This is a genomic window from Nocardioides sp., from assembly GCF_036401255.1.
Taxonomy (GTDB): Bacteria; Actinomycetota; Actinomycetes; order Propionibacteriales; family Nocardioidaceae; genus Nocardioides.
The window spans coordinates 1-15,319 of the sequence record NZ_DASWVI010000256.1 but is presented as its reverse complement, the minus strand read 5'-3'; the positions used below and the strand labels follow the sequence as shown (position 1 = coordinate 15,319).

General features: G+C 72.5%; 14 protein-coding genes and 1 pseudogene. 1 reads left to right on the top strand and 14 read right to left on the bottom strand.

Features of this window, described 5'->3' with window-relative positions; genetic code table 11:
* The 14 genes from VGD85_RS11740 to pyrR all read right to left on the bottom strand — a co-directional run.
* On the bottom strand, positions 1-1,350 hold a 1,350-nt coding region (locus VGD85_RS11740), incomplete at its 3' end, for a primosome assembly protein PriA (protein ID WP_331063625.1).
* Positions 1,351-1,489: 139 nt separating this feature from the next.
* A complete protein-coding gene (gene metK, locus VGD85_RS11735; RefSeq protein ID WP_331063624.1) occupies positions 1,490-2,680 on the bottom strand; it encodes a methionine adenosyltransferase in 1,191 nt (396 codons plus the stop codon).
* 73 nt (positions 2,681-2,753) lie between these two features.
* Positions 2,754-3,977 carry a bifunctional phosphopantothenoylcysteine decarboxylase/phosphopantothenate--cysteine ligase CoaBC gene (gene coaBC, locus VGD85_RS11730; protein ID WP_331063623.1) on the bottom strand — a complete coding sequence of 408 codons (1,224 nt, stop codon included), beginning with the start codon at positions 3,975-3,977 and terminating at the stop codon, positions 2,754-2,756.
* 73 nt (positions 3,978-4,050) lie between these two features.
* The gene (gene rpoZ, locus VGD85_RS11725) at positions 4,051-4,383 is read right to left on the bottom strand and encodes a DNA-directed RNA polymerase subunit omega (protein WP_331063622.1); all 333 of its coding nucleotides are present in this window, start codon (positions 4,381-4,383) and stop codon (positions 4,051-4,053) included.
* Positions 4,384-4,393: 10 nt separating this feature from the next.
* Positions 4,394-4,990 (bottom strand): guanylate kinase, encoded by a 597-nt coding sequence (gmk, locus tag VGD85_RS11720; protein ID WP_331063621.1) that lies wholly within the window; start codon positions 4,988-4,990, stop codon positions 4,394-4,396.
* Positions 4,983-5,303, bottom strand: coding sequence for an integration host factor, actinobacterial type (gene mihF / locus VGD85_RS11715; RefSeq protein WP_331063620.1), 321 nt, complete (start codon positions 5,301-5,303; stop codon positions 4,983-4,985). Before mihF ends, gmk begins: the two co-directional genes overlap by 8 nt.
* Before the next feature lie 149 nt (positions 5,304-5,452).
* Positions 5,453-5,884, bottom strand: a complete 432-nt coding sequence (locus VGD85_RS11710) for a hypothetical protein (protein ID WP_331063619.1) — start codon at positions 5,882-5,884, stop codon at positions 5,453-5,455.
* Positions 5,881-6,702, bottom strand: a complete 822-nt coding sequence (gene pyrF, locus VGD85_RS11705; protein ID WP_331063618.1) for an orotidine-5'-phosphate decarboxylase — start codon at positions 6,700-6,702, stop codon at positions 5,881-5,883. The genes VGD85_RS11710 and pyrF overlap by 4 nt, the downstream gene beginning before the upstream one ends.
* Entirely contained in the window at positions 6,699-7,769 is a 1,071-nt protein-coding gene (locus VGD85_RS11700) for a quinone-dependent dihydroorotate dehydrogenase (protein WP_331063617.1), read from the bottom strand. The genes pyrF and VGD85_RS11700 overlap by 4 nt, the downstream gene beginning before the upstream one ends.
* A gap of 1 nt (position 7,770) precedes the next feature.
* Positions 7,771-11,091: a carbamoyl-phosphate synthase large subunit gene (gene carB / locus VGD85_RS11695; RefSeq protein WP_331063616.1), complete on the bottom strand. Its 3,321-nt coding sequence runs from the start codon at positions 11,089-11,091 to the stop codon at positions 7,771-7,773.
* Positions 11,091-12,236 carry a glutamine-hydrolyzing carbamoyl-phosphate synthase small subunit gene (gene carA / locus VGD85_RS11690; protein WP_331063615.1) on the bottom strand — a complete coding sequence of 382 codons (1,146 nt, stop codon included), beginning with the start codon at positions 12,234-12,236 and terminating at the stop codon, positions 11,091-11,093. Before carA ends, carB begins: the two co-directional genes overlap by 1 nt.
* Positions 12,233-13,522, bottom strand: coding sequence for a dihydroorotase (locus tag VGD85_RS11685; RefSeq protein WP_331063614.1), 1,290 nt, complete (start codon positions 13,520-13,522; stop codon positions 12,233-12,235). The genes carA and VGD85_RS11685 overlap by 4 nt, the downstream gene beginning before the upstream one ends.
* Positions 13,519-14,478: an aspartate carbamoyltransferase catalytic subunit gene (locus tag VGD85_RS11680; protein WP_331063613.1), complete on the bottom strand. Its 960-nt coding sequence runs from the start codon at positions 14,476-14,478 to the stop codon at positions 13,519-13,521. Before VGD85_RS11680 ends, VGD85_RS11685 begins: the two co-directional genes overlap by 4 nt.
* A complete protein-coding gene (gene pyrR, locus VGD85_RS11675; protein ID WP_331063612.1) occupies positions 14,475-15,074 on the bottom strand; it encodes a bifunctional pyr operon transcriptional regulator/uracil phosphoribosyltransferase PyrR in 600 nt (199 codons plus the stop codon). Before pyrR ends, VGD85_RS11680 begins: the two co-directional genes overlap by 4 nt.
* Positions 15,075-15,083: 9 nt before the next feature.
* Here pyrR and VGD85_RS11670 point away from each other — a divergent pair.
* Positions 15,084-15,319: pseudogene (locus VGD85_RS11670) on the top strand (hypothetical protein); the annotation flags it as partial.

Here is a 15,319-nt window from a genome sequence, read left to right as displayed (position 1 = left end):
CGTGGCGCACCACCGGCAGGCGGGCGGCGTCGTCGGCCCGGTCAGGGCGAGCGGGCCCTGGCAGGCCGAGCAGCGGGCCGGCGTACGGCACCGCTCGCAGGCGAGCGCGTTGACGTAGCCCAGGCGCGGGGTCTGGACGAGGACCGGGCCCTCGACGAGCGCCTCGCGGATCGCCCGATGGACCTCACGGGGCATCCGCGCCGCGGGCGCGTGGACGTCGCTGCGGGTCGGGTCGCCGGCGATCGCGACCCACACGCGGCGGACCGCATCGCGGGTGGCGGTGAGCTCGTGTGCCCAGCCGGTGCGCACGAGGTACTCCGCCTCGACGGTGCGCACGAAGCCGCCGACCAGCGCGGCCGTGCCCTCACGCTCGGCGCGCAGCAGGAGGGTCTCGCGGGTGTGCGGGTAGGGCGCGCGAGGCTCCGCGTGCAGGTCGTCGCCGTCGTCCCAGACGACGACCAGCCCGAGGTCGTGGACCGGCGCGAACGCCGCGCCGCGGGTGCCGACCACGATCCGCCGCGCACCGCGGCTGATCGCGAGGAAGTCGCGGTAGCGCGCCGCGGGTCCCGAGTCGGCGGTGAGTGTGACGTGGTGCCCCTCGCCGAGCGCGGCGCCCAGAGCGGCGTCGACACGGGCGACGTCCTTGTGGTCGGGGACGCACACCAGGCTGCCGCGACCTGAGGCGTACGTCGCCGCCACGGCGTGGGCGACCAGGGCCGGCCAGTCGGTCGACGGTGCGGCGTTCCAGACGGCGCGGGGGGTGCCGCCCTGCGCGAGGTGGCGCAGGAACGCCGCGCCCGGCTCGTGGTCGGCCCAGGCGGCCTCGGCCGCCGCCGGGTCGTGCCCGGTCCAGGCCGTCGCCGGTGGGCTCGGCCGCTGCTCGGTCGTCGCATGACGGGCCGGCACAGCCAGCCGGAGCACGTCCGCGCGAGCCCCGGCGTACCGCTCCGCGAGCTCGGCGCTGAGCGCCTCGATCTGGGGCGAGAGCACCGGCTCGGGGCTCACCACGCGCCGCAGCGGGGCGAGGCGGCCGGGGTGGTCGGAGGCGGCGGCGCGAGCCACCAGGAAGCCGTCGACGTCTTGGCCCGCGAACCGGACCTTCACGCGGACGCCGGGGCGCGCGTCGTCGGTCATCGCGGCGGGGACGGCGTAGTCGAACGGTCGGTCGAGGTGAGCGAGCGGCACGTCGACCAGCACCCGCGCGACCGGGTCGACGGCGGCCGGCTCGGCCTCGGCGGCCCGGCGCGCCCGGGTCGCCCGCGCCTTGGCCTGGGACGCCTTCACCGTGGCTCGGACCATGCCGGGGAGCAGCTCGGGCTGGTCCTCGGCGTCGGTCGCGGGCTCGGTCATGGGCAGATGTCTACCAGCGGGCCCGGACGGGCTGTCCGGGCGCGGGTGCTTGTCGGCCTCTTCTCCCGCTTGTCGGCCGTTGCAACACCTGACAAGCGCAAGAACCCCCGGTGGACCGGGGGTTCCGACGCAGACTCGCTCAGAGGCCGACGGCAGACTTGAGCGCGTCGGCGCGGTCGGTGCGCTCCCAGGTGAACTCGGGGAGCTCGCGACCGAAGTGGCCGTACGCCGCGGTCTTGGCGTAGATCGGCCGGAGCAGGTCGAGGTCGCGGATGATCGCGGCAGGGCGCAGGTCGAAGACCTCGAGCACGGCGTCTTGGATCCGCTCGTCGGAGACCACGCCGGTGCCGAACGTCTCGATGAACACGCCGACGGGTTGGGCCTTGCCGATCGCGTAGGCGACCTGGGCCTCGCAGCGGGTGGCGAGGCCGGCGGCGACCACGTTCTTGGCGACCCAGCGCATCGCGTAGGCCGCGGAGCGGTCGACCTTCGACGGGTCCTTGCCGGAGAAGGCACCGCCGCCGTGGCGGGCCATGCCGCCGTAGGTGTCGACGATGATCTTGCGGCCGGTCAGTCCGGCGTCGCCCATCGGCCCGCCCACGACGAAGCGGCCGGTCGGGTTGACCAGCAGCCGGTAGCCCTCGGACGGGATCGAGAACGTCGCGAGCACCGGGTCGATGACGTGCTTCTTGACGTCGGACTCCAGCGTGCCGAGCTCGGTGTCCTCGTCGTGCTGGGAGGAGAGCACGACGGTGTCGATGCGCACGGGGCGGTTGTCGGCGTCGTACTCGATCGTGACCTGGGTCTTGCCGTCCGGGCGCAGGTAGGGCAGGGTGCCGTCCTTGCGCACGGCGGTGAGCTGCTCGGCCAGGCGCTGGGCGATGACGATCGGGAGCGGCATCAGCACGTCGGTGTCGTCGCACGCGTAGCCGAACATCAGGCCCTGGTCGCCAGCACCCTGCTTGTCCATCGCGTCCACCGAGCCGGTGCGGCTCTCGTGGCCGGTGTCGACGCCCTGCGCGATGTCGCCGGACTGGCCGCCGATCGCGACCATCACGCCGCACGAGTGCCCGTCGAAGCCCTTGATCGAGGAGTCGTAGCCGATCTCGATGATCCGGCGGCGTACGACGTCCTTGACGTCGACGTAGCCGGTGGTGGTGACCTCCCCCGCGACGACGACGAGGCCGGTGGTCAGCAGCGTCTCCACCGCGACCCGGCTCGTGGGGTCCTGCTCCAGCATCGCGTCGAGCACGGAGTCGCTGATCTGGTCGGCGATCTTGTCGGGGTGACCCTCGGTCACCGACTCCGAGGTGAAGAGGCGTCCCGTCACTTCTGCGCTCCTGTGTCCTGGGTTGGCGGTGTCACCAACAGTATCGATCGTCCCGGATCGCGGGACGCCGGTCTCAATCCTGCAACCTGGTGGCCACTTCGTCCCAAATGACGTGGGCCAGCGCGGCCTTGGAGCCGCGCGGCACCTCGACCACCCGTCCGTCGGCGCCGAGGATCACCGCCTCGTTGTCGGGGCTGCCGAACACCGCGCCGCCGCTGACGTCGTTGACCACGAGCAGGTCGCAGCCCTTGCGGGCGAGCTTGGCCCGGGCCAGGTCGAGGACGGTGCCGGTGTCGTCGCCGGTCTCGGCTGCGAAGCCGACGATCACCGCTCCCGGGCGGGCCCGCTCGGTGCTGATCTCGCGCAGGATGTCGGGGTTCTGGGCCAGCGCCACCGTCGGCGCGGACCCGTCGGCGGCCTTCTTGATCTTGGCGTCGCTGACGTCGACGGGCCGGAAGTCGGCCGGCGCCGCGGCCATCACAACCGCATCGGCGGACGGCGCCTCGGCCACCACCGCGTCGCGCAGCTGGGCGGTGCTCTCCACGCGGACGACCTTGACCCCGGCCGGGTCGGGCAGCGCCACGTTGGCCGCGACCAGGGTGACGTCGGCGCCGCGCGCCGCCGCCGCGCGAGCCAGCGCGTATCCCTGCAGGCCCGAGGAGCGGTTGCCGAGGAACCGCACCGGGTCGAGGTACTCGCGGGTGCCGCCGGCCGTGACGAGCACGTGCCGACCGGCCAGGTCGCCGGACCGGCTGACCCCGGCCAGCACCTCCTGGCAGATCTCGAAGATCTCGGCCGGCTCGGGCAGTCGGCCCTTGCCGGTGTCGGCGCCGGTGAGGCGGCCCTCCGCCGGCTCGATGACCAGCACGCCGCGCTGGCGCAGCGTGGTGACGTTGGCTCGGGTCGCGGGGTGCTCCCACATCTCGGTGTGCATCGCGGGTGCCAGCACCACCGGGCAGCGCGCGGTGAGGAGGGTGTTGGTGAGCAGGTCGTCGGCCAGCCCGTGGGCGGCCTTGGCCAGCAGGTCCGCGGTCGCCGGGGCGACCACGACGAGGTCCGCGGACTGGCCGATCCGCACGTGCGGCACCTCGTGCACGTCGGCCCACACCTCGGTGGCGACGGGCTTGCCGGACAGCGCGGCCCAGGTCGGCGCGCCGACGAACTCCAGCGCGGCGGCCGTCGGCACGACCGTCACGTCGTGCCCGGACTCGGTGAACCGGCGCAGCAGCTCGCAGGCCTTGTACGCCGCGATGCCGCCCGAGACGCCGAGCACCACCCGGATCGGATCGGGCCGCACCGGGCCGAGACGAGCAGCGGGCCGCCCCCCGGAAGGGGAGGCGGCCTCGTGGGTGCTGCTGGTGGTCAGCGGATCACTCGCTGAAGGAGTTCCCGGCGTCCGCCGCGGCGGCCGCGGCAGCGGCCTCCTCGGCGGCGAGCTCGGCGGGGTCGACGTCCTCGCAGGTGAGCAGGTCCTCGTTGATCTCGCGCAGCGCGATCGAGAGCGGCTTCTCCTGGACGTGGGTGTCGACCAGCGGGCCGACGTACTCCAGCAGGCCCTCGCCGAGCTGGGAGTAGTAGGCGTTGATCTGCCGGGCGCGCTTGGCGCTGTAGAGGACCAGCTTGTACTTGCTGTCGGTCTTCGTCAGCAGCTCGTCGATCGGGGGGTTGGTGACACCCTCGGCGGCGATGGTGGGTCCTGACACAGGTGTTGCCTCACAGATCTGTCGGGGTTGGCGCCATCAAGGCTACCAACTCCTCCGCGGCGGCGTGAACTTCGTGGTTGACGATCGTCACGTCGAACTCCGCCTCGGCCGCCAGCTCCTCGCGCGCCGTCTCGAGTCGGCGGGCCCGCTCCTCCTCGGTCTCGGTGCCGCGGCCGACCAGGCGCCGCACCAGCTCGTCCCACGAGGGCGGCTTGAGGAACACGAACAGTGCATCGGGCATGGTCTGCCGGACCTGGCGGGCGCCCTGGAGGTCGATCTCGAGCATCGCCGGGCGGCCCGAGGCGAGCGCGAGCTCGACGGGTTGCCGAGGCGTGCCGTAGCGGGCCGCCTTGTGGACCACCGCCCACTCGAGCAGGTTGCCCTGCTCGACCATCTCGTCGAACTCCTCGTCGGAGACGAACCAGTAGTGGACGCCGTTCTCCTCCCCCGGCCGCGGGGCACGGGTGGTGGCCGACACCGAGATCCACACCTCGGGGTGGCAGCGCCGCACCTCGGCGGCGACCGTGCCCTTGCCGACCGCGGTCGGCCCGGCGAGGACGAGGAGCCGCGAACGACCGGAGGCGGGCGTGGGACGCGCGTCAGTCACGCGCGGCGAACTCCTTCTCGAGCGCCGCCACCTGCTTGGCGCCCAGGCCCCGCACCCGACGGCTCTCGGCGATGCCGAGCCGCTCCATCACCTGGCGGGCGCGCACCTTGCCCAGGCCGGGCATCGACTGCAGCAGGTCGACGACGCGCATCTTGCCGATGACCTCGTTGCGCTGGCCCTCGTGCAGCACGTCGACGATCGACGCACCGGAGTTCTTCAGCCGGTTCTTCACCTCGGCCCGCTCCCTGCGGGAGGCGGCGGCCTTCTCGAGGGCCGCCTGGCGCTGTTCGGGGGTGAGCGGGGGCAGAGCCACGTGCGTGAGGTCCTTCGGTCAGAGTCAGGGCCCGGCGGCGCCGGTCGGCCGGCAAGAGGGCCGGTGAGAGGTCACACTAGTCAGAACCGCGACCGGGCAGCAATCGGGTCCCCGTCCACCCCGGATCCGCCGTCCGGTCCACCGGCGCGTCAGAGCGTCAGGGGCGTCTGGCAGACATCTCGCGCCTGCTGGTCGAGGTCCTGCAGGGCGCGCAGGGTGGTGCCGCCGCCGAGCTCCTTCGCCGCCGCGTCGATGCGTGCCTTCTGCTCGGCGGTGACCCCCTCCGGCGGGTGGTCCCGGTCGTAGGTCCGGGGGTCGACGTCGGCCTCGTCGAGCGCCTCCTGGAGCGCCTCGATCCGGCCGACGACCTGCTGCCACTCGTCGGTGATGTCGTCGGGCGCCTTGCCCTGCAGGTCGCGGAAGACCGGGAGCGCCCGGAGCAGTGCGTCGGGCTCCCCGCTGCCGACGATGTCGCTGAGCTCCTCCTGGTGGTCCTTCACCGCCCCGCAGTAGTCGTCGGTGCCCGAGCCGCAACCCGCGAGCGCGGGCAGCAGCAGCGTGACCGCCAGCAGGCGCCTCACGAGCGCAGCTCGTCGTTGGTCCGGATGACGAGGTCGCGCATCGCCTCGGGGCGTCGCAGTCGGAGGACCTCCCGCGACGAGCTCGGCAGCACCGCCGCGGCCGAGCCGAAGAGCCGGCGTACGTCGGCGAGCGTGCCGCCCTGCGCGCCGAAACCCGGGGCCAGCACCGGCCCGTTGAACGCCAAGTCCTCCTCCGTCGACCCGATCGTCGCCCCGACGACGGCACCGAAGGAGCCCAGCGGGTCCGCGTCGGCGTTGAGCTGCCTCAGGTGGTCGAGCATCCGCCCGGCGACCGTGCCCCCACCGGCGACGTCGTCGACCCGGGCGTGCTGGACCTCGGGGCCCTCCTTGTTGGACGTCAGCGCGAGCACGAACAGGCCGGCGTCGTGGACGCGGGCGGTCTCGATGATCGGGTCCAGGGAGCCGAACCCGAGGTACGGGCTGACCGTGATCGCGTCGGAGGCCAGGGGCGAGGCCGGGTCGAGGTAGGCGTCGGCGTAGGCCTGGCTCGTCGAGCCGATGTCACCGCGCTTGACGTCCAGCAGCACCAGTGCGCCGGCCTCGCGGGCCTGCGCGATCACCCGCTCGAGCACCGCGATCCCGCGGCTGCCGAACCGCTCGAAGAACGCCGACTGCGGCTTGACGATCGAGGCGTACGGCGCGACCGCTTCGACCGTCGTGAGCGCGAACGACTCCAGCCCGGCGACGTCGTCGGTGAGGCCCCACTCGTGCAGCAGCGACGCGTGCGGGTCGATGCCGACGCAGAACGGGCCACGGTCGCCGATCGCGGCGTGCAGGCGGGCGCCGAAGGTGCTCATGACACTCCCTCGATGATCCGGCGGGGCCACAGCGGCCCCTCGTAGATGAAGGCGCTGTAGGCCTGGAGCAGGGTCGCGCCGGCTGCGAGGCGCTCCCGGGCGTCCTCGACGGTGGTGATGCCGCCGACCCCGATCAGCGTGAGGTCCGGGCCGACCCGGCCGCGCAGCAGTCGCATCACGTCGGTCGCACGCCGCGTCAGGGGGCGCCCGGACAGGCCGCCGGCGCCGACCTCCGCCACCCGCGCGGGTGGGGTGCGCAGGCCCTCGCGGGAGATCGTGGTGTTGGTGGCGACGATGCCGTCCAGCCCGATGGCGAGCGCGAGGTCGGCGACGGCGAGCACGTCGTCGTCGGCGAGGTCGGGTGCGATCTTGACCAGCAGCGGCTTCCCTCCGGCGATCGTCTGCACTGCGGTGAGGATCGGCTCGAGCTTCTCCACCGCCTGGAGGTTGCGCAGCCCCGGGGTGTTCGGCGAGCTGACGTTGACCACGAGGTAGTCGGCGTACGGCGCCAGCAGGCGCGCGGACTTCTCGTAGTCCCGGACCGCCTCGTCCTCGGGCACGACCTTGCTCTTGCCGATGTTCACACCGAGCACCGGCCGCCCCGCCGAGTCGGCGCCAGTTTCCGCCGTACCTCCGCCGAGTCGGCGTGAGTTTCCCGCCCGCGCGGCCAACCGGCGCGCCACCACCTCGGCGCCGTCGTTGTTGAAGCCCATCCGGTTGACGATCGCCCGGTCCTCGGGCAACCGGAACAGCCGGGGCCGCGGGTTGCCCGGCTGGGCCTCGCCGGTGACCGTGCCGACCTCGACGTGGCCGAAGCCCAGCGCGGCGAGCGCGTCGATCCCGACGGCGTTCTTGTCGAAGCCGGCCGCCAGCCCGAGCACGTTGGGGAAGTCCAGCCCCAAGGCCCGAACCGGGAAACTGGCGCCGACTCGGGCCTGATTGCCGGGAAACTGGCGCCGACTCGCGATCAGGAGCGGGCGCGCGGCCCGGATCGCCCGGAACGCCGCGTGGTGGGCCCGCTCCGGGTCGGTCCGGGTCAGCACCCGGTCGAAGAGGAGCCGGTACACGTCAGCGGTTCTCGGCCGCCGCGGCGGCCCAGTCCTGGAGGGAGCGCACCCCGATGTCGCCGCGCCGCACCGCCTCGATGCCCTGCACCGCGGCGCCGAGCCCCTGGATGGTGGTGACGCAGGGGATGTTGGCGCGGATCGCGGCGGTGCGGATCTCGTAGCCGTCCAGTCGCACCGAGCTGCCGCTGGTCGAGCCGTGGGGGGTGTTCACGACCAGCTGCACCTCGCCGTCGAGGATCAGCTGGACCGTGGTCTTCTCCCCGTGCGGGCCGGCGCCCTCGAAGTGCTTGCGCACCACGGTCGCAGCCACGCCGTTGCGACGCAGCACCTCCGCGGTGCCCTGGGTGGCGAGGATCTCGAACCCGTGCTCGGCGAGCACCTTGATCGGGAAGATCATGTTGCGCTTGTCCCGGTTGGCGACCGAGACGAACACCCGCCCGGAGGTGGGCAGCGCCCCGAACGCCCCGGCCTGCGCCTTCGCGAACGCCGTGCCGAAGTCCGCGTCGAGCCCCATCACCTCGCCGGTCGACTTCATCTCCGGCCCCAGGACCGTGTCGATCTGGCGACCGTCGGGGCTGCGGAACCGATTGAACGGCATCACGGCCTCCTTGACCGCGATCGGCTGGTCCGGCGGCAGCGAGCCGCCGTCCCCGGTGGCCGGCAGGACGCCGACCTCACGCAGCCGCGCGATCGTGTCACCGAGCATGATGCGTGCGGCCGCGTTGGCGAGCGGGGTCGCGGTCGCCTTGGACACGAACGGCACCGTGCGGCTGGCGCGGGGGTTGGCCTCGAGCACGTAGAGGACGTCCGAGCCCAGCGCGAACTGGATGTTCAGCAGTCCGCGCACGCCCACGCCGCGGGCGATCGCCTCGGTGGCCTCCCGGATGCGCCGGATCTCGGCCGCACCGAGCGTGATCGGCGGCAGTGCGCACGAGGAGTCGCCGGAGTGGATGCCGGCCTCCTCGATGTGCTCCATGACGCCGCCGAGGAACAGCTCCTCGCCGTCGTAGAGCGCGTCGACGTCGATCTCGACGGCGTCGTCGATGAACCGGTCGACCAGCACCGGGTGCTCGGGGCTGATCTCGGTGGCGCGCTGGATGTAGCCCTCGAGCGCCGCGTCGTCGTACACGATCTCCATGCCGCGGCCGCCGAGGACGTACGACGGGCGCACCAGCACCGGGAACCCGATCTCGGCGGCGATCTCCTTGGCCTCGCCGAAGCTCGTGGCCATGCCGTGCTTCGGCGCGGGCAGCCCGGCCTCGTGGAGCACGTGACCGAACGCGCCCCGCTCCTCGGCGAGATGGATCGCCTCGGGCGAGGTGCCCAGGACCGGGACCCCGTTGTCCTTCAGCCCCTGAGCCAGGCTCAGCGGCGTCTGCCCGCCGAGCTGGCAGATCACGCCCGCCACCGGGCCCGCCTGCCGCTCGGCGTGCACGATCTCGAGCACGTCCTCCAGGGTGAGCGGCTCGAAGTAGAGCCGGTCGGAGGTGTCGTAGTCGGTGGACACCGTCTCGGGGTTGCAGTTGACCATCACGGTCTCGTAGCCCGCCTCCGACAGCGCCAGGGCCGCGTGCACGCAGGAGTAGTCGAACTCGATGCCCTGACCGATCCGGTTGGGCCCGGACCCGAGGATGATCACCGCCTCCTTGTCGCGGGGGCGGACCTCGGTCTCCTCGTCGTAGGAGGAGTAGTGGTACGGCGTGGTCGCGGCGAACTCGGCCGCGCAGGTGTCGACGGTCTTGTAGACCGGACGGATGCCGAGGGCGTGGCGTACGCCGCGCACGACCGCGGGCGTCATCCCCCGGATCTTGCCGATCTGGAAGTCGGAGAAGCCGTGCCGCTTGGCCTTGCGCAGCAGCCCGGGGGTGAGCTCGGGTGCCGCGGTGACCTCGGCCGCGATCTCGTTGATCAGCATGAGCTGGTCGACGAACCACGGATCGATGCCGGTCGCCTCGAAGACCTCCTCGGCGGTGGCGCCGGCCCGGATCGCGTCCATCACCTTCTTCAGCCGGCCGTCGTGGGGGCTGCGGATCTCCTCGAGGATCGCGTCCTTGTCGAGGTCGACCCACTCCTTCTCCCAGTCGAAGACCGCGGTGCGGCTCTCCAGGGAGCGCAGCGCCTTCTGCAGCGCCTCGGTGAAGTTGCGCCCGATCGCCATCGCCTCGCCGACCGACTTCATGTGGGTCGTGAGGACGGGATCGGCGCCGGGGAACTTCTCGAACGCGAACCGCGGGACCTTCACGACCACGTAGTCGAGCGTCGGCTCGAACGCCGCCGGCGTGCTCTGCCCGTCGGCACGCATGGTGATGTCGTTGGCGATCTCGTCGAGCGTGTAGCCGACCGCGACCTTGGCCGCGATCTTGGCGATCGGGAAGCCCGTCGCCTTCGACGCCAGGGCGCTCGACCGCGACACCCGAGGGTTCATCTCGATGACGATCACGCGACCGTCGGCCGGGTTGACGGCGTACTGGATGTTGCAGCCGCCGGTGTCGACGCCGACCTCGCGGATGATGCCGATCGCCAGGTCGCGCAACCGCTGGTACTCCCGGTCGGTGAGCGTCATGGCCGGGGCCACGGTGATCGAGTCGCCGGTGTGCACGCCCATCGGGTCGAGGTTCTCGATCGAGCAGACGATCACGACGTTGTCGGCCTTGTCGCGCATCACCTCCAGCTCGTACTCCTTCCACCCGATGATCGACTCCTCGATCAGGACCTCGGTGGTCGGGCTGGCGGCCAGGCCGGCGCCGGCGATGCGGGCCAGGTCGGACTCGTCGTAGGCGATGCCGGAGCCGGTGCCGCCCATCGTGAACGAGGGGCGCACGACGACCGGGTAGCCGAGCTCGGCGACGGCCTTCTCGCAGTCCTCCAGCGAGTGGCACACGAAGCTGCGCGCCACCTCGCCGCCGACCTTCTCGACGATCGCGTTGAACGACTCGCGGTTCTCGCCGCGGTGGATCGCGTCGATGCTGGCGCCGATCAGCTCGACGCCGTGCTTCTCGAGCACGCCCCGCTCGGCCAGGGCGATCGCGGTGTTGAGCGCCGTCTGGCCGCCGAGCGTGGCGAGCAGCGCGTCGGGGCGCTCCTTCTCGATCACCCGCTCCACGAAGTCGGGGGTGATCGGCTCGACGTACGTCGCGTCCGCGAACTCCGGGTCGGTCATGATCGTGGCCGGGTTGGAGTTGACGAGCACCACGCGCAGCCCCTCCGCACGCAGCACGCGGCAGGCCTGGGTCCCGGAGTAGTCGAACTCGCAGGCCTGCCCGATGATGATCGGCCCCGAGCCGATCACCAGGACGCTCTTGATGTCCTCACGCTTGGGCATCAGGCCTCGCCCTTCCTCTCCGAGATGAGGTCCACGAACCGGTCGAAGAGGTACGCCGCATCGTGCGGGCCGGCCGCGGCCTCCGGGTGGTACTGGACGGAGAAGCCCTTGAGCTTCCCCTCGGGGTCGCGCAGCTCGAGGCCCTCGACCACGTCGTCGTTGAGGCACACGTGGCTCACGCTCGCCTCGCCGTACGGCGTGGTGCTGGTGCCCTCCAGCGGCGCGTCGACCGCGAACCCGTGGTTGTGCGAGGTGACCTCGACCTTGCCGGTGGTGCGGTCCATCACCGGCTGGTTGATGCCGCGGTGGCCGTACTTGAGCTTGTAGGTGCCGAAGCCGAGCGCCCGCCCGAACAGCTGGTTGCCGAAGCAGATGCCGAAGTAGGGCAGCCCGTCGCCGAGCGCTCCCTGCAGCACCTCGACCTGGTGGGTCGTGGCGGCCGGGTCACCGGGCCCGTTGGAGTAGAAGAGCCCGTCGGCGCCGACGGCCCGGATGTCGTCGAGGGTCGCGGTCGCCGGCAGCACGTGCACCTCGAGGCCGCGCTCGGCCATCCGGTGCGGTGTCATCGACTTGATCCCGAGGTCGAGGGCGGCCACGGTGTAGCGCCGCTCCCCCAGCGCCGGGACGACGTACGACTCGGTGGTGGAGACCTGCGAGGCCAGCTCGGCGCCGGCCATCTCGCCGGAGGCCCGGACCCGCTCCAGCAGGACCGCCGGGTCGGACTCCACCGTGGAGATGCCGACCCGCATCGCTCCGCGCTCGCGCAGGTGGCGCGTCAGCGCCCGGGTGTCGATGCCGGAGATGCCGACCACCCCCTGCTCGCGCAGCTCCTCGTCGAGGGTGCGGCGCGCCCGCCAGCTCGAGGACCGGCGTGCCGGGTCGCGCACGACGTAGCCCGCCACCCAGATCCGGCGGCTCTCCGGGTCCTCGTCGTTGACGCCGGTGTTGCCGATGTGGGGCGCGGTCATCACGACGACCTGGCGGTGGTACGACGGGTCGGTCAGCGTCTCCTGGTAGCCGGTCATCCCGGTGTTGAAGACCGCCTCGCCGAACGTCTCGCCCGCCGCGCCGTAGGACTCACCGTGGAACGTGCGCCCGTCCTCGAGGACGAGGATCGCCCCGGTGCTCGTCTGCGCGGCGCTCACTGGAGCTTCCCGTCGAGCACGGTGGCCGTGCCCCGCAGGAACGTCGCGACCACCCGGCCCGGCAGCTCCATGCCGCGGTAGGGCGTGTTGCGGCTCAGGCTCGCCGACTCGGCCGGGTCGATCGTGCGCCGGGCGGCCGGGTCGTAGAGCACGACGTTGGCGGGCTCGCCCACCGCGATGGGCCGCCCGTGGACGTCCGAGACGCGGCCGATCCGCGCGGGCGCGTAGGACATCCGCTCGGCGACACCGGTCCAGTCGAGCAGCCCGGTGTCGACCATGGTCTGCTGCACGATCGACAGCGCGGTCTCGAGCCCGAGCATGCCGAACGCGGCCGCCGCCCACTCGCAGTCCTTGTCCTCCAGCGGGTGCGGCGCGTGGTCGGTGGCGACGATGTCGATGGTCCCGTCGGCCAGCCCTGCGCGCAGCGCCTCGGCGTCGCCGGCCGAGCGCAGGGGCGGGTTGACCTTGTAGATCGGGTCGTAGGTCGCCGCCAGCTCGTCGGTGAGCAGCAGGTGGTGGGGGCAGGCCTCGGCCGTGACCTGCACGCCCTTGCTCTTGGCCCAGCGGACGATGTCGACCGAGCCGGCCGTGCTCACGTGACACACGTGCAGCCGCGACCCGACGTGCTCGGCGAGCAGCACGTCGCGGGCGATGATCGCCTCCTCGGCGACCGCCGGCCAGCCGGCCAGGCCGAGCCGGCCGGAGAGGTCGCCCTCGTTCATCTGCGCACCCTCGGTGAGCCGCGGCTCCTGGGCGTGCTGGGCGACGACCCCGTCGAACGCCTTGACGTACTCCAGCGCCCGGCGCATCAGCACCGCGTCGCTGACGCACGAGCCATCGTCGGAGAACACCCGCACCCGTGCGGCCGAGTCGGCCATCGCGCCGAGCTCGGCGAGCTGCTGGCCCTGGAGTCCGACGGTGACCGCTCCGACGGGGAAGACGTCGCAGTGGCCGGCCTCGCGGCCGAGCCGCCAGACCTGCTCGACCACGCCGGCGGTGTCGGCGACCGGGTCGGTGTTGGCCATCGCGTGCACGGCGGTGAAGCCGCCCATCGCAGCCGCCCGGGTCCCGGTCTCGACGGTCTCGGCGTCCTCGCGGCCGGGCTCGCGCAGGTGGGTGTGCAGGTCGACGAGGCCGGGCAGCGCGATCAGGCCGGTCGCGTCGACGACCTCGGCATCCGCCGGGGCGGTCGCGGGATCGGCGATCACGCCGCCCTGGAGCAGCAGGTCGGTGGGCTCTGCGCCCAGCACGGAGACGTTCTTGATCAGGTAGCTGGTGGCGCTCACTCTTCTCCTCCGACGGCCGGCTCGGAGCCGCCCAGCAGCAGGTACAGGACGGCCATCCGCACGGCGACGCCGTTGGTGACCTGTTCGACGATCACGGACCGGTCGCTGTCGGCGACGTCCGCGGTGATCTCCATGCCGCGGACCATCGGGCCGGGGTGCATGACGATCGTGTGGTCCTGCAGGCTCGCCATCCGCCGGCCGTCGAGGCCGTAGCGGCGGGAGTACTCCCGCGCGGTGGGGAAGAACCCACCGTTCATCCGCTCCCGCTGCACCCGCAGCATCATCACGGCGTCGGCCTTCGAGATCGCGGAGTCGAGGTCGTACGACGTCTCGACCGGCCAGGTGTCGACACCCACGGGCAGCAGCGTCGGCGGTGCGACCAGCGTCACCTCGGCGCCCAGGGTGTTGAGCAGCAGCGCGTTGGAGCGGGCGACCCGGCTGTGCAGGACGTCGCCGACGATCACGACCCGCCGCCCGTCGAGGCCGGGCTTGCTGCCGCTACCACCCAGGTGGCGCACCATCGTGAACGCGTCGAGCAGCGCCTGCGTGGGGTGCTCGTGGGTGCCGTCGCCGGCGTTGACGACGTTGGAGCGGACCCAGCCGGAGTGGGCGAGCCGGTGCGGCGCGCCGCTGGCGCCGTGGCGTACGACGACGGCGTCGGCCCCCATCGCCTCGAGCGTCAGCGCGGTGTCCTTGAGGCTCTCGCCCTTGCTCAGCGAGGAGCCCTTGGCCGCGAAGTTGATGACGTCCGCGGAGAGCCGCTTGGCGGCCGCCTCGAACGAGATCCGGGTGCGGGTGGAGTCCTCGAAGAACAGGTTGACCACGGTGCGGCCGCGCAGCGCGGGCAGCTTCTTGATCGGCCGGTCCGCGAGCTCCCGCAGCTCCGCGGCGGTGGCGAGGATCAGCTCGGCGTCGTCGCGGCTGAGGTCGCCCGCGCTCAAGAGGTGGCGCTTCATGCCGTCACCTCCGCGCCGGTGACCGGCGCCGTGGCCTGGATCGTGACGGCGTCGACGTCGTCGATCCCGGCCAGGCTGACCTTGACCCGCTCGACCAGCGAGGTCGGCAGGTTCTTGCCGACGAAGTCGGCGCGGATCGGCAGCTCGCGGTGGCCGCGGTCGACGAGGACCGCGAGCTGGACCGCCCGGGGCCGGCCGATGTCGTTGAGGGCGTCCAGCGCCGCCCGGATGGTGCGGCCCGAGAACAGCACGTCGTCGACGAGCACGACCGTGCGGCCGTCGATGCCGCCGGCGGGGATCTCGGTGGGCAGCAGCGCCCGGGCGGGCTTCATCCGCAGGTCGTCGCGGTACATCGTGATGTCGAGCGAGCCGACGGGCACGTCGTACCCCTCGACCGCGGTGATCCGCTGCGCGATCCGCTGCGCGAGCGGCACGCCGCGGCTGGGGATGCCGAGCAGGACGAGGCCGCCCGCGCCCTTGTTGCGCTCGAGGATCTCGTGGGAGATCCGGGTGAGGGCCCGGCCGATGTCGCTCTCGTCCAGGACGGTGCGAACGGGACGGGCGGGGTCCGGATCGGATGCCGGACCGGGGGGCACGTGCTGAGGGTGCGTAGGCAAGAGCCTCGGACCTCCTTCTCCGCCTCACAGGACGGCTCGTTAAAGGATGTCGAACGAGCAGCACCCTACTCCCCCGCCCGCACTCGGCGCGCCCACCCCGTCCGCACCGTCCTCGACGAGCGTGACATCGGTCGGGCCCTGACCCGGATCTCCCACGAGATCCTCGAGCGCAACAAGGGCGCCACCGACCTGGTTCTGCTCGGCATCCCCAGCCGCGGGGTCCC